The sequence below is a fragment of the Leucobacter faecis genome (assembly GCF_054456695.2).
In genome coordinates, this window is record NZ_JBTJER020000005.1 from 107,570 (window position 1) to 122,789 (window position 15,220).

At 66.7% G+C, this 15,220-nt stretch carries 11 protein-coding genes; 8 read left to right on the top strand and 3 right to left on the bottom strand.

The window, feature by feature from the left end:
* The first annotated feature begins 45 nt into the window (after positions 1–45).
* Positions 46–1,434 (top strand): MFS transporter, encoded by a 1,389-nt coding sequence (locus ACXR2W_RS07215; RefSeq protein ID WP_458813674.1) that lies wholly within the window; start codon positions 46–48, stop codon positions 1,432–1,434.
* On the top strand, positions 1,431–3,002 hold the full coding sequence (locus ACXR2W_RS07220) for a pyridoxal phosphate-dependent decarboxylase family protein (RefSeq protein ID WP_458813676.1): 1,572 nt from the start codon (positions 1,431–1,433) through the stop codon (positions 3,000–3,002). Before ACXR2W_RS07215 ends, ACXR2W_RS07220 begins: the two co-directional genes overlap by 4 nt.
* Before the next feature lie 19 nt (positions 3,003–3,021).
* On the opposite strand, the gene ACXR2W_RS07225 is transcribed toward ACXR2W_RS07220, so the two are convergent.
* Complete coding sequence (locus ACXR2W_RS07225) at positions 3,022–4,116, bottom strand: 4-hydroxy-3-methylbut-2-enyl diphosphate reductase (protein WP_458813678.1); 1,095 nt, start codon at positions 4,114–4,116, stop codon at positions 3,022–3,024.
* Positions 4,117–4,198: 82 nt separating this feature from the next.
* Here ACXR2W_RS07225 and xseA point away from each other — a divergent pair, with 82 nt between their 5' ends.
* The 6 genes from xseA (at position 4,199) to ACXR2W_RS07255 (ending at position 10,939) form a co-directional block, all read left to right on the top strand.
* Positions 4,199–5,452, top strand: coding sequence for an exodeoxyribonuclease VII large subunit (xseA, locus tag ACXR2W_RS07230; RefSeq protein WP_458813744.1), 1,254 nt, complete (start codon positions 4,199–4,201; stop codon positions 5,450–5,452).
* Between the two features lie 106 nt (positions 5,453–5,558).
* Complete coding sequence (locus ACXR2W_RS07235; protein WP_458813680.1) at positions 5,559–5,816, top strand: exodeoxyribonuclease VII small subunit; 258 nt, start codon at positions 5,559–5,561, stop codon at positions 5,814–5,816.
* Positions 5,817–5,818: 2 nt separating this feature from the next.
* Entirely contained in the window at positions 5,819–6,469 is a 651-nt protein-coding gene (locus tag ACXR2W_RS07240) for a DUF4245 family protein (protein ID WP_458813682.1), read from the top strand.
* A gap of 48 nt (positions 6,470–6,517) precedes the next feature.
* Positions 6,518–7,192 carry a carbonic anhydrase gene (locus ACXR2W_RS07245; RefSeq protein WP_458813684.1) on the top strand — a complete coding sequence of 225 codons (675 nt, stop codon included), beginning with the start codon at positions 6,518–6,520 and terminating at the stop codon, positions 7,190–7,192.
* Positions 7,193–7,256: 64 nt separating this feature from the next.
* Positions 7,257–8,660: a class II fumarate hydratase gene (locus ACXR2W_RS07250; protein WP_458813686.1), complete on the top strand. Its 1,404-nt coding sequence runs from the start codon at positions 7,257–7,259 to the stop codon at positions 8,658–8,660.
* Between the two features lie 263 nt (positions 8,661–8,923).
* Complete coding sequence (locus tag ACXR2W_RS07255; protein WP_458813746.1) at positions 8,924–10,939, top strand: Ig-like domain-containing protein; 2,016 nt, start codon at positions 8,924–8,926, stop codon at positions 10,937–10,939.
* Here the strand turns inward: ACXR2W_RS07255 and ACXR2W_RS07260 are convergent.
* A complete protein-coding gene (locus tag ACXR2W_RS07260) occupies positions 10,936–12,150 on the bottom strand; it encodes an MFS transporter (RefSeq protein WP_458813688.1) in 1,215 nt (404 codons plus the stop codon). The two genes, ACXR2W_RS07255 and ACXR2W_RS07260, sit on opposite strands and share 4 nt — an antisense overlap.
* A 283-nt stretch (positions 12,151–12,433) precedes the next feature.
* Entirely contained in the window at positions 12,434–15,178 is a 2,745-nt protein-coding gene (locus ACXR2W_RS07265) for a purple acid phosphatase family protein (protein ID WP_458813690.1), read from the bottom strand.
* Between the last annotated feature and the right edge of the window lie 42 nt (positions 15,179–15,220).

The window sequence follows — 15,220 nt, forward strand, 5'->3', positions numbered from 1 at the left end:
CGCGCCGCTGCCACGCTGCACCCCTACGCGGAGTAGCCTGGGCGCATGGATTCAACGACGAACTCCCCGGCGCCCAGGCTGTCTCGCGGAGTGATCTCTCGCTACGCCGCGGGCTCGCTCGGCACCGGCGGTTTCGCCACCTTGCCCGGGCTCGTGCTCGTCTACTACATGACGGACTCGCTCGGTATCACGGCGCTGGCCGCTGGCGCGATCATCACCGTCGCCAAGATCTGGGACGTGCTCATCGACCCGGTGATCGGCGCACTGAGCGACCGCGCGCTGCGCAGCTCCGGATCACGGCGCGGCCCCATGCTGGTGGGCGTCGTGGGCCTACCTCTCGCGTTTGCGCTCACCTTCGCCGTGCCCGCTGGCCTCGCGCCGCCGCTTTCGGCTCTCTGGGTGCTCGTCGCGTTTGTGGCTGCCGCCACCTGCTTCAGCCTGTTTCAGGTGCCCTACATTGCGCTGCCCGCCGAGCTCACCGACGGGTATCACGAGCGCACTCGGCTACTCACTTGGCGGGTGGTCGTGCTCACGTTTGCGATCTTGCTGTTCGGTGCGGGCGGGCCCGAGCTGCGCGGCCTGTTTCCGGATAGCCCTTACGCTGGCTACCTCACGATGGGAGTCGTGGCGGCCGTCGTGTTGGGAACGGGGCTCTTCGTGGCGTCTACCGTGGTGCCGCGGGCCGCGAGCGGTTCATTCGGTTTCGTGGCCGGTGCGCACGGGGCATCGCGGGTCTTTTCGCTTGCGCACTATCGTGACGGATTCACCGCGCTGCGGCAAAGCCAGCCCTTTCGTGCGCTGCTCGCGACGTTCGTACTGCAGGGTCTCGCGACGGGCATGATGCTCGCGAGCGCCCAGTTTGTCGCCCGATGGATCCTGGGCAACGAGGGCGCCGTCACACCGCTGTTTCTGGCGCTCATCGCCCCCGCGCTATTTGTCGCGCCGCTGTGGGGCAGACTCGCCGACCGCACCGGCAAGGAGCGTGCGTTTCGTCTCGCGAGCACACTATTTCTTGTCGCGGCTCTCGCGCTGACCCCGATGATCTTGGTGCCCGGGTGGTGGATCCTCGCGCCCGTCGCGGTCGCTGGCGCCGCCTACGCCGGCATGCAGTCGCTGCCGATGGCGATGCTGCCCGACGTGATCAGCTACGACGGCGACACCCGCGCGGGGGTGTTTGGTGGGGTGTGGACCGCGGGCGAGACCGCGGGCATGGCACTGGGCGCGACCATACTCACCATCATGCTCGCGACCTCTGGATACATTGAATCGGTGGCGGGAGACCCCGCGGTCGCACAACCGGGCGCCGCTGTCGTCAGTATCGCGCTCTCGTTTAGCGTGGTGCCCGCGCTCTTGATGCTTGCGAGCCTCGCGACGCTGTCGCGGTACCGGCTACGCGAAGCCGACATCGCACAGAACACGGGTGCGCGCGCATGAGCGCACGCCCGCACAACGGCGGTGACGAAAGCCGGGCTCAGGGCGCCTGTGCTCAGGGCGGTACCGACGACGAGGGGCTGGCGATCCTCGCCGAGCTGCGAGCTCTGCGCGCCAAAGACGCGCCGACGCACGGCGGCCGGCTGCTGTCGTACGTGTACGACTCGGGCCAGGCCGCGCTCGATGCGCTCGCGGGTGCCGCTGCAGAGATCGCCCGGCCGCTCAACGGCCTAGACCCCACCACGTTTCCGTCGATCGCAGCGATGGAGCGCGACCTCGTACGGTTTATGCGACAGGCGCTGGGCGGCGAGCGGCGCAGCCCCTTCGACGGCGGCCGCGTCGTCGGCAGTGTCACGAGCGGCGGCACAGAGAGCTGCCTGCTCGCGGTAAAGACCGCGCGCGACCTGTGGCGCAGGCGTCACCCGCAGCCGGCCGACGCGGGCGTGCGGCGGCCGCGCATTGTCGCCCCAGAGACGGCACACGCGGCATTTCGTAAGGCGGCCCTCGCCTTCGATCTCGAGTTCGATGGGGTGCCCTGCGCACCCGACGGGTCAGTGGTGGCGGAGGATGTGATCGCGCGGCTAGGCGCAGACGTCGCGCTCGTTGTCGTCTCGGCCCCCGCATACCCGAGCGGCGCGCTCGATCCGGTGGCCGAGGTGGCGGCAGCCGCAGACCGGCTTGGGGTTTCGTGCCACGTTGACGCCTGCTTCGGTGGCCTCGTGCTGCCGTGGTGGCCCGAGATTCCGGCGTGGGACTTTCGCGTGCGGGGCGTCACGAGCATATCTGCTGACCTGCACAAGTTTGGCTACGCCCCCAAGGGCGTCTCGGTGCTACTGCACCGCGGGCGAGCCCGCCACCGCGCGCAGTTCTTCGCCACCACCAGCTGGCCCGGCTACCCGGTGGTGAACCCGACACTGATGGGCTCGCGCTCTGCTTCGCCACTCGCGGCAGCGTGGGCGATCACGCGCAGACTCGGTGAGACCGGGTTTGCAGATCTCACCGCGTCGTGTGCGCGGTCAGTCGAAGCGATCATTCGTGCGGTGAATGGCGTGCCTGGGCTGAGCGTGTGGGGCACGCCTACGGGCCCAGCGGTCGCGTTCGTGGCAGATGCCTCGCTCCCGGCTCACGAGCAGGTCGACCCGCACCACTTGGCTGACGAGATGGCGCGGCTAGGTTACCGGCTTCAGCACCAGCCCGGCTTCACCCAGGCGAACGGTGTGCGCCTGCCGCACAGTGTGCACCTCACCGTCACCCCGGTGACCGAGCACACGCTTGCAGACCTCATCGCTGCCGTACGCACGGCAGCCGACGCCGTACGAGGCAAGCCCCGCCCGAACCCCGCGCTCGCGCTCGCGGCTTTGCGGCTGCTCGGGTACGGTCGGCCCGCGCGCGCCGGGACCCAGCGTGTGCCGGGCCCCGCGGCGGCGTGGGCGATCCTGCGCGCAGCTGGTGCCGGTGGTACGAAGCTGCCGCGCAAAATGGCGCCGTTGATGGCGCTCGTCGAGGAGCTCCCGGCGCCGGTCGCCGAGGCGCTGCTCACCGAGCTGCTCGCGCGCGTGAGCGAGCCGTAGTTGTGCAGGCGTCGGGCCGCTAGCGCACGCGGCCGCCGAGTGCCCGCGCGTCGGTGTTGCCCGAGGCGTCTTGACGCAGCTCCTTGGGCAGCGAGAACACGAGGTCCTCTTCTGCTGTCATGACCGCCTGAATATCTGCATACCCGGCGTCGATGAGGTCGTCGATCAGCTCTTGCACGAGCACCTCGGGCGCCGAAGCGCCGCTCGATACACCGATCGTCTTGACGCCATCGAGCCACTCCTGCTTCACCTCGCTCGCGTAATCAACGAGGTACGCCGACTTAGCGCCGTACTCGAGCGCAACCTCGACGAGGCGCACCGAGTTTGACGAGTTGCGTGAACCGATTACGAGCACCAGATCAGACTGCGGCGCGATCTCTTTAATAACGCCCTGTCGGTTCTGCGTCGCGTAGCAGATGTCTTCGCTCGGCGGGTCTTGCAGGTTAGGAAACTTGGCGCGCAACCTGCGCACGGTCTCCATCGTCTCGTCCACCGAGAGCGTGGTCTGCGAGAGCCACACCAGGTTGTCTGGGTCCTTGACCTCGAGGGTGTCGACGTCTTCGGGCGAATTGACGATGGTCACGTGCTCGGGCGCCTCACCCGCCGTGCCCTCGACCTCTTCGTGCCCCTCGTGACCGATAAGCAAGATCTCCATGTCTTGGCGCGCAAATCGCACGGCTTCGCGGTGCACCTTGGTCACCAGCGGGCATGTCGCGTCGATGGCGTGCAGGCCGCGATCTTCAGCCTCGTTCACGACCGCCGGTGACACGCCGTGCGCCGAGAACACGACGTTCGCGCCCTCGGGCACTTCATCGACCTCTTCAACAAAGATCGCGCCCATTTCTTCGAGCGTGCGCACCACGTGCACGTTGTGCACGATTTGCTTGCGCACGTACACGGGAGCGCCGTAGCGCTCGAGCGCTTTCTCGACGGCCACCACCGCGCGGTCTACGCCAGCGCAGTAGCCGCGGGGGGCCGCGAGCAGAATCTTCTTGGCGCCGTCTACGGGGTTGTTTTTGAGCCGGCCCTCCTGGCGACGCACGCGAGGCATCGCCAGGCTCACAACGGGCGCACCCAGGGTGCGCGGGTTCGGGGTCATGGCAGTCACGGTCATGGCTGCAAGTCTACGCTTTGGGTCTGAGCACGCGCTCTGCGCCGGGGGCACGCTGGCCAGTGGTGGCTGGCGGTGGCTGTCGGTGGCTGAAGCTAGGCTTACGGGCATGGCTGAGGCAGCAAACTCCCCCGCGACCCGCGACACCCCGTGGCCCGTCGCGCTGATGAGCGAGAAGATCGCCGCTTGGGTCGACCGGCTCGGGCAGGTATGGATCGAGGGCGAGGTCACCCAGTGGCAGGTACGCGGGGGCCACGTCTACGGCAAGCTCAAAGACCTCAGCCAAGACGCGACCGTCAGCTTCACCGTGTGGCGCTCAGTCGCGAGCCGACTCACGAGCGAATTCTCACAGGGCGACCGCGTCATCGCCCTCGTCAAACCCAACTTTTGGGTCAAGGGCGGCTCCCTCACCGTGCAGGTGTTTGACCTGTCACATGTGGGGCTTGGCGAACTCCTCGAGCGACTCGAGCGACTGCGTCGCCAGTTGCTGTCCGAGGGGCTATTTGCACCCGAGCGCAAACGCGCGCTGCCCTTTCTTCCCAGTCTCATCGGGCTCGTCACCGGTCGCGATTCCGACGCCGAAAAAGATGTGGTGCGCAACGCCACCCTGCGCTGGCCCGGCGTGCAATTCAAGATTCACTACGCCGCGGTGCAGGGCGATCGTGCCGCGACAGAGGTCTCGGCGGGTATTGAAGCGCTCGACCGTGACCCCGCCGTCGACGTGATCATCGTCGCTCGCGGCGGCGGCGACTTTCAAAACCTGTTGCCGTTTAGCGACGAGCGGGTCGTGCGCGCCGCCGCCGCCGCCACGACCCCCATTGTCAGCGCGATCGGGCACGAGGCCGACCGGCCGTTGCTCGACGAGGTGGCCGATCTGCGTGCCTCAACCCCCACCGACGCAGCCAAGCGCGTCGTACCCGATGTTGGCGAGGAGCTCGCAGGCCTCGATCAGGCCAGGGCCCGCATGAGCGCGCGGCTCAGCCAGCTCATCGCGCACGAGTCAGACCGCATCTCGCAATTGCGTGCACGCCCCGTGCTCGCGCAGCCCGAGCGCAGCATCGATGAGCGCGCAGACGAACTCGTGCGCTGGGCCGCGCGCGGCGCCGAACTCGCCGACCGCGCCGTGGCTGACCGCGCGCAGTCCCTCGAGCAGACACGGGCGCGTCTCACGGCGCTCTCACCCCAGGCAACGCTCGAGCGCGGTTACGCGATTGCACAAACCATCACGGCGGGCGGCGAGCCGGGGGCTGTCGTACGCTCACCCGCAGATGCCCCCGCCGCGACCGTGATGCGGCTCACGGTCGCGGGCGGCCAGCTGCGCGCGACCGTGACGCCGTGACCGCAACACCGTAAGCGCAGTGGGCCGCTGCGCCCGGGCCGCAGCGTCCGGCCGTAGCGCCCGGGGCGTCACGCCGCTGTCAGGGGTGCGCGGTAAGCTTGTAGTCATGGCAGAGACTGTGGCACCGGATCAGGCGTCCCTGAGCTACGAAGCGGCACGCGACGAGCTTATTCAGGTCGTTGGTCGACTTGAGCAGGGCGGCATCTCGCTCGAAGAGTCGCTCGCGCTGTGGGAGCGGGGCGAAGCCCTCGCCGCGCGCTGCGAAGAGTGGCTGCTCGGCGCACGCCAGCGCCTCGAAGCCGCGCGCCGCGGCGCGCAGAGCGAGCAGGGTGCTACCGGGCACACCGGCGAGGCCGGCGCGTAAGAATGGCGAAGAAGAACAAGGCGCCCGTCGTCGTAGCAGAGCTCGGTCGCCCCGAGACGCCCGCAGAGACGGCCCACCGTAAGGCGACCGACTCGTACCTGTATAAGAAACGCAAGACGGTCAATAACCTTGTGTTCTCACTTATCGTGTCACTCGGCGTCGTCGCAATCATGTACTTGGGGGTGCCGCGCGGCACCGACACGTACAAGGACTACTCGGTCGACGTCACACAGCTTGCCGAGCAAGCGGCCCCCGGCACGGGGCGCGCGTTCGCGGCCCCCGTAGTACCCGAGGGCTGGCTCGCAAAGCTGGCGCAGCTGCGCCACAGCGGCGACGTCACCTGGTGGCAGATCAACTACACAACCGCTGACGAGGCGTACGCCGCCGTAGCCCAGGGGTTCACCGCCGACGGCTCCCCCGTTGACGAGGAGTGGGCGTTTGAACAGCTCGAGAACCAGCCACCCACGGGCGCAGAAGAACTCGGCGGGGTGAACTGGACGGTCTATGACTATCCGAAGCGCGACCCCGACTCGAGCAATATGCTCTTTGGGCTCGAGGGCGAGATTAACGGCGACACGGTGCTCGTCTACGGCACCGACACTCCCGGCAACATACGCGTGCTCGCGGCAGAGGTGGCACGCTCGCTCCAGTAACAGGAGCCCACACAGACCCAATTCACACAACACACAAGGGAGCAGCAGATGAACGCACCTCGCGTAACTCCGCAAGAAGCATGGGACGCACTGGCCGCCGGTAACGAGCGGTTTATGAACGACACCCTGCGTCACAACAACCAAGACACCGACAGGCGCCACGAGCTGGCGACTGGTCAGGCGCCCAACGCCGCGTTTCTCGGTTGTGCTGACTCGCGAGTTGCCGCTGAGATGCTCTTCGACTGCGGCCTGGGCGACCTATTCGTTGCCCGCAACATTGGCCAGGTAGCCAACATGAACATGGTGGCTACGCTCGAGTACGCCGTCGCGGTTCTCGGTTCTGCTGTGATCGTCGTCCTGGCGCACGACTCGTGCGGTGCGGTGGCCGCCGCCATCGATCAGACGAGCGCGCACCCCACCGAGGTCACCGAAGCGATTCGCGATGAGCTCGCCCTCATTCAGCCCGCCGTGCAGCAGGTCTGGTTTAAGGAGCACCGCGCAACGCCGTACGTTGACCCGTCACAGATCGACGCCAACGCGGTCGGCCGTCGTCACCTCGTTACGACGATCAATCAGCTGATCCGCTCGTCGCGCGTACTGAGCGAGGCCGTGGCCGCGGGCAAGCTTGGCATCGTCGGCTGCCAGTACCAGCTCGACAACGGTCGGGTGGCCCCCGTCACCGCCCTCGGCAATCTTGATATTGCGTTGGCCGAGTTCGCGTAACCACTAGTCTTTACCGCCTTACATTCACTCAACCCGAGCTTTATCCCCTCAAACAAAGGAAGACATGAGCGACATCGAGTACCGCATTGAGCACGACACTATGGGCGAGGTGCGCGTTCCCAAGAACGCCCTGTACGCTGCGCAGACGCAGCGTGCCGTTGAGAACTTCCCGATCTCGGGGCAGGGCCTCGAGCCCGCCCAGATCGTGGCACTGGCTCGCATTAAGCGCGCGGCTGCCCTTGCTAACAAGGATCTTGGAATTCTTGACGGCGCTATCGCCGACGCAATCGTCGAAGCGGCCAACGAGGTCATCGGCGGCGATCACCACGATCAGTTCCCCATCGACACGTACCAGACAGGCTCTGGCACCTCGTCGAACATGAACACGAACGAGGTGCTCGCAACCCTCGCGACGAAGCACCTGGGCGCGCCCGTGCACCCGAACGACCACGTCAACGCTTCGCAGTCGTCGAACGACGTGTTTCCCACCTCGGTGCACATCGCCGTAACCGGTGCGCTCATCGAGCAGCTCATCCCCTCACTCGCGCACCTCGCAGAGGCGCTCGAAGAAAAGGCTGAGCTGTGGAAAACCGCAGTGAAGCCAGGCCGCACCCACCTGATGGACGCGACCCCCGTCACCTTCGGTCAGGTCTTCGGCGGCTACGCCGCACAGATCCGGTACGGCATTGAGCGCGTGCAGGCCGCTCTTCCCCGCGTTGCCGAGGTGCCGCAGGGTGGCACCGCGGTGGGCACCGGCATCAACACTCCCCTCGGGTTCCCCGAGAAGGTCATCGCCGAGATCGCACAGTCGACCGGGCTGCCCATCACCGAGGCGCGTGACCACTTCGAGGCGCAGGCAAACCGTGACGGTCTCGTCGAGGCATCGGGCGCGCTGCGCACGATCGCCGTGTCGCTGACGAAGATCAACAACGACCTGCGCTGGATGAGCTCGGGCCCCAACACGGGCCTCGGCGAGCTGCACATCCCCGATCTGCAGCCCGGTTCGTCGATCATGCCCGGCAAGGTGAACCCCGTGGTGCCCGAGGCCGTGCTGATGGTGTGCTCGCGCATCATCGGTAACGATGCGACGATCGCCTTCGCTGGCGCATCGGGTGCGCTCGAGCTGAACGTGCAGATTCCCGTCATGGGCACCGCGCTGCTCGAGTCGATTCGCCTGCTGTCGAACGCGTCGGTCGTGCTCGCCGACAAGACCATCAAGGGCCTCGAGGCAAACATCGAGCGCGCTGCCGAGCTCGCCGGCATGAGCCCGTCGACCGTGACGCCGCTCAACCGTCTCATCGGTTACGAGGCCGCCGCGAAGATCGCGAAGCACTCGGTCGCCAAGGGCATCACGGTGCGCGACGCCGTGATCGACCTCGGCTACGTCGAGCGCGGCGAGGTCACCGAGGCCGACCTCGACAAGGCACTCGACCTGCTGTCGATGACCCACCCGGGCGTCGCCAAGTAAGGCACGGGCACCGCGTTACGAAGGCGGGTGAGCGTTCATTGAACGCTCACCCGCCTTTTATTTGAAACCGCTACCAACCTCGCCTAGTCATGGTCTAATGTTGACTCATGTTCAAGCGCTTCGCGGTGGCACTTTTTGCCCTCCTCTTCATCGCAGGCGGGGCGGCGGTTTCGCTTCCCGCCGCCGCTGCCCGGGCCGATACGCCCGCCGCTGCGCAGAGTCTGACCGATTCCGTGACCATCAGATTTGCCACATACAACACCATGCCGCTGGCGTCCCGGTTCCCCTCTGGGTCGAGCAACTACTCGATTGGAAGTGGCCCCACCTACGGTACCGCGGAGGTTAACCCTGATTCAGGAAGCCTCAGTTATGCACCGGGCCTGGCCCCTGCAGGCGTTACGACCAGTCGCACCGATGAGATTGTCGTGCGGGCGGTAGATGCTGCAGGTGCATCTGTCGATCTCACACTGTATATCACCCTCACCCACTCGTCCCGTCTCAATCTTTCTCTGTCGACATTAACCACCGTTGAGGGAGAGGATGTGACCCTCACGGCTGTTCAGTCCTCGGTAAGCACAAACCTCAGCGGGAGTGTAACGTTCTACAGCTACATGAATGGGTCCGAGCGTGTGTTCGGAACGACCACGCTGGGTTCAGACAGAGTGGCGAGCATCACCACAGCTGCGCTCAGCGCAGGGCAACACCAAATTTATGCGTATTACGAGGGGAATCCAGACACGGACTGGGCTGTTTCTAACATGATTCAGATCGACGTGACGCCAGCCGAGAGGCCTACCGTTGAGCTCGAAGTCGCGCCCGCAACACCGGTACACGGCGAGCAGATCACGGTCACGGCGACCGTCACCCCGGCGGCGGCCGCTGGCACGGTCACGTACTACAGCAACGGCGAAATCCTTGGTTCGTCAAGTGTCGTGAACGGCACCTCCAATTTCACGGGGATCCGGCTCCCCCGAGGCGACCACAATTTGAGCGCTCAGTTTGTGGGCAATTCGGGAGCCCCCTCGTCGAATGTCAGCGCTGTGGCGATATCTGTCGCCCCGGCCCCCACCGTCACAAGCGTCGCCGCAACGCCACAGACCACCGAAGCGGGCGTGCCCATTGATCTCGTAGCCACGGTAAGTGCCCCTCGGGTCACCGGCCCCGGCGCCGAGACTTGGCTACCGAATGCGGGCAGCGTCGAGTTCTTTGCGGGCGGCGCATCACTCGGCAGCGCTGACGTTTCACAGGGCGTCGCCATGTTGCCCGGTCAGTCGCTGCCCGTCGGGGAGACCCCCGTCACAGCCACTTTCAGCGGTTCCGCTGACTATGTGTCGTCGGCATCGACTGAGACCCCCGTCAACGTCACAAAGATTCAGACCGCGACGTCGCTGCAGCCCTCCCACGCATCAATCGTGGCCGGGGACCCGCTCACGATCACCGCCACCGTCGACCGCAACACCGCCACTGGCACGGTCGAGTTCTTTGCTGACGCGCAGCTCATCGGCGAAGCACCCCTCACGCACGGTGCAGCAACGCTGACCATCGAAGACCTCCCCCTGGGTACTACTGCCCTCACCGCGGCTTACACCGGAGACGCGACCCACTTGGCGTCTTCGTCAGGCGAAGCTACCGTCGAAGTGGCACAGATTGATCCCGAGCTCACGCTGTCGCTGTCGCCCGACCACCCCCGTTCAGATGAACCCGTGACGCTCACCGCGCAGGCTCACGCCGGGCTACCAACAGGCACCGTGACCTTCAGTCTTCAAACGACAGATACCTCCAGTGCCGCAGGCGACGACCCGGAGTCGCAGCAGAGCGCACCAGCGATGCATCCGTCACTTGCCCCGTCGCTTCCCGGGGTGATGGTCGCGGGTGAGGGCCCACTGATCGCCGATGGCATCCTCACCGACGGGGTGGCAACGGCAACGTTTGAGGCGCTCCCGGCGGGCGATTACACGGTCGAAGCGGTCTACGGTGGCGATGTACGCCACGCACCAGCAACGGTCACGATCGACTCGTTCACCGTCGCACAGGCGCCGACGCTGCCAGGCCCGGAGGTCCCCAAACCGCCCACCCCAACACCGCCTACTCCTGCGCCCAACCCAGAACTACCCTCGGCGCGCACCACCGCGCAGCCGCTCCTCGCGGTCACGGGCGCCGAGACAACGCCCGCGAGCATCGCCGCTATCGGCCTCGTCGCGGCCGCTTTGCTGTTGCTCGCGCACCGCTGCCGTGCCCGCAGCACACGCATGGACCGCACCGCCCACCCGCACAGTTAGCGGGCGGCGTACCGCGTGCGGGCCAGCACCTGCGTAAGCGCAAGCCCCACTACGCACTGCACGGCAATCAGCACGGTGACGCCGATGAGCACCGCGGTCCATGATCCGGATACCTGCCGCAGCGCCCCGGCCCCCAGCGGGCCGAGCGTCGCGACGGTGTAGCCGAGCGACTGGGCGAGGCCCGAGACCCTGGAGGTCTCGCGGGCGTTCGCGCCCATGCCCGCGATCAGCGCGAGCACGAGCGGAAACACGCACATCCCAAGCCCCAGAAGCGCCGCCCACACTTCGGGGGCGAGGGCGGGCGCGACGAGCAGACCGAGCATGCCCGCGGCGCTCGCGGCGGCCACCAGCACGAACCCAAACCTGAGCCAGGCCGCGCTGCGCACGAAGCTCACGACGATAAACGTGCCAGGAATACCCACCGCCATCGCAATGCCGAGCAGCAGGCCTGCGCGTGCCGCCGCGATGCCCGCGTCGATCGCGATCGCCGGCACGTACCCCATCACGATGTAGCTCACGAGCGACTGCAGCGCGAAGTAGGCCGCGAGCAGCCAGGTACCTGCGGGCAGCGGCGGCTTCGGCGCAGCTGCAGCGAGCGGGGGTTCCGGATCGGTGCCGGGCGTCGCCTGCGTGTGCGCTTTGACGGGCCTGACGAACGTCCACGCCACGAAACCGAGCGCCGCGGGAATCGCCCACGCCGCGAGCCCCAGCGTGGGTGATCCCAGCCACTCGGCCACAGGCACCGCCACCGCGGCCCCTGCTGCCGAGCCCAGCGACATGGCCATCGAATACGTGGTCGTGACGGGGCCGATGTGACCGGGGAAGCGCGAGCGCACCACGGCGGGCAACAGAATGTTGACGACCGCGAGCCCGCCGGTCGCGATGATCGTACCCGCGACGATCGCGACCGGCTCTGCGATCACGCGCAGCGCCAGGCCCACCGTGAGGGTGAGCATGCCCCACTTGATCGTGTGTTCGATGCCCAACTTCGAGGCGAGGCGCGGTGTCACGACGCCCGCGATCGCGAAGATAGCGGTGGGGATCGAGGGGACGATCACCGCGGCGGCCGGAGAGAGCGCCCCCGCGTCGGTGAGAGGTACCAGCAGCGCAGCGGCCGTAGTGACGGCGATGCGCAGGTTGAGCGCAACGAGCACGAGCGCCACCAACACGAGAGCCACTGTGCGGGGGGCCTGGCTGCTACGAATTCCCACTGATATCCCAACCCTCATGGTGGCGTGGGCGGCTGTGGCCGACCGCGCGACCTAGCAAACGGCAAAGTACCAGTATGGCGCAGCCGACCCCGGGCTTCGCAATCGCTGGTCCTGGTCAGCGGTTACGGCCGGCGCTTACGGCCGGCGCTTACGGCCGGCGCTTACAGACGGCATCGAAACGACGAGTCGGCATGATAAATGCGTTTTTATCATGCCGACTCGTCATTTCGATACTGACTCTCGGGTTGTGACCCGGGTCAGCTCCGTGACATATATCTGTGCGCTACGCGCGGGCCCGCTGCTTGCGGCGCATCGCTACGAGCAGCACTCCCGCGAACAGCAGCGCCAGGCCACTTGCCGCGAGCGGCACGACGGAGTCAGCGCCGGTTGCGGCGAGTGCGCCGCCCTTCGCGCCGCCGGTGCCGCCGGTGCCCGGTGTTTCGGGCTTTGCGCCCGCGTCGGCATCGCCACCAGCACCACCTGCGGTACCAGCACCACCTGCGGTACCAGCACCACCTGCGGTACCAGCACCACCTGCGGTACCGGCACCACCTGCGGTACCGGCGCCGCCTGCGGTACCAGCACCGCCTGCGGTACCAGCACCACCTTCTGCACCAGCACCACCTGCGGCGGTCACCGTCACGGGGAGGCTGACCTCAGCACCGCCCTCAAGCATGGCGACGATCGTGTGCTCGCCGGCGGGGGTCGCGGCCGGGATCGTGACCTGGGTATCGAAGCTTCCGTTCGCGTCGACCGCCAGGCTGCCGAGGCTGACCGGAGCCGAGCGCAGTTCAAGTTCGACCTGCGAGTCAGCGATGAAGCCCGTGCCGGTGAGCTGCACGGTTGCACCAGCGGTGATCTCGCCCGCCGCTACCGAGAGCGCGGGGCCCGCGGGTGCTTCGATTCCGGCCTCGGTGACCCACTTCGCGCCCGTCGCGTACTTGGTGACGGTGACCTCGTCGTACAGGTCGCCCACTGCCTTGTCGGTGGTAGCGTCGTTCGTCTTCGCCGCAAGGTACGAGCGGTACACGAGCTGATCGGCGGTTACATCGACGACCTGATAGGTCGTAACGCCCTCGCCGCGCAGCACCTGGGTGGCGCCGTTCTTGGTCCACACGTTGTCACTCTCGGATGCAAGGTCGTAGTGCTTCGCCCCCGAGTTCGAGACGGCATAGACGGGGCCCGTCGTGATGCCCGGAGTGTCTGTCGCGTTTGAATCCTTGAATCCGCGCGCGTAGGTGTGGTCGTGGCCCATGAGCACGAGGTCGATGTTGTGCTTCTCAAACACGGGAACCCACGCGTCGCGCAGCACCGGCTCGTCACGGCCCGACGAGGTCGAGTAGACCGGCTGGTGGAACGTGACGACGTTCCACTTCGACGGGCTCTCGGCGAGAATGTGGTCAAGCCAAGCAGCCTGGTACTCGGTCCAGAGCTTCGCCACCTTGGTCTGCGGGCACTCGGCGCCGGTGCAGCCGGGCAGGTTGTCGGGGGTGAGGAACGTCGTGTCGCGCGTCGCGTTGAGCGTGATGAATCGCACGCCCTGGTAGTCGGTGTAGTAGACGGTCTCGGCCGCAAACTCACTCCAGTGCTCAAAGTAGGCGGCGTACTGCTGCGCCTCGGCCGTGTCACCCTGTGCGAGGTTTGCGAGCTCCCCCACGGTGCCCGGGCGGGGGTTGTTGTGCGGGTACTCGAAGTTCGCCTTCCAGGCGGAGAGCAGCTTGTCACCGGTGTACTCGTGGTTACCCGGGGCCGCCATCACGTTCGATGACGTTGCAGAGTTTGCCATGCCAGCGAACCAGTTCGTCCACTCGGTCTCGTTGCTCGAGGTGTTGATCAGGTCACCTGCGTGCACCGAGCCGATCGACTCGGGGGCCCGCTGCTCGGCCTGCTTCACAACCTCGGGCCACGTGGTGTCGAGGCCGATCTGTGCGTCACCGTAGTAAATGAACTGAAAGTCGGTTGCCGCAGGGTTCTCGGTCGTGAACTCGTACCAGTCACTCCAGCTGCCCTCGAGCCCTACGCGGTAGCGGTAGTCAGTGGCGGGGGTGAGCCCGTCTACCGTGGCAGAGAAGTGCTGGTTGGGGTTGCTGCCAACGACGCCCGCGGCGTACGCATCGACGACGCGTGACGCACCCGCTACGCCGTCTGCCCCGACGGCGCCGATCTCGACCTGGCCGCTCGTGTGTGAGGCATCGCCCGCGAGCCACGAGAACGACTGCGAAACCGACGGAGTCTCGGTCGGGGTGAGAATCACGCGCGTGGGCGGAGCGTCAACGACCTCTCCCGGCGCGGCAGCCTCGGTGAGCGTGAGGCTCGACATGTCAAAGTACGCGTCAGACGACGACTCGCGATCTTGATACAGCGCGACGGCGACGGTGTTCGTGCCGTCTCGCAGCACGTCGGAGTCGGCCGAGAACCCGCTCGTGAGGGGTGACCCGTTGCCCTCCCCCGCGTATTCGTTGTTTGTCGTGCCGGTGATGCGCCCGTCCACGAAGCTCGCGACCTTTTCGCCGTTGACCCACACCACGAGGGCGTCGTCGTAAATCACTTCGCCCGTGAGTGACGCCACCTGCTCGGCTACGCCCTGCTCGAGATCGAACGTGGTGCGAAAGAAGTAGGTGGGGATCGTCGGAGCGCCCACTCCGTCAATGTAGTGGTTAAGTTTCGTCTTGGGCATGTGGCTGCCCACCTGCGCGAGTTCGTTCTTCTTCACGCCGAAGCCGCTCGCGGCACTCGCCCACGCGCTGTCGTCATAACCGGGGGTCGTCCACACCCGCAGGTTGGCGTCGCCGCCCGCCGGGTCGGTGTTGTCGTCAAGGTACTTCCACGTGCTGCCCGTCTCAACGAGCGCCTCCGAGGGCACCTCTGGCTGCGATGCTTCCGGCGCATTTGCGAGCGCGGCCGTGGGCACGATTGTAGGCAGCGCGAGGCCCGCGCCCATGAGGGCGGTGACGGCGAGCGCCACTGTGCTGCGACGAGCGCGCGGCGCCCGCCCCGGCTGCACGCCGGTGGATGACTGGGAGGTCATGTGTGTCCTTCTTGTCGAGGATGCGCCCGCGTCTGACGGGCC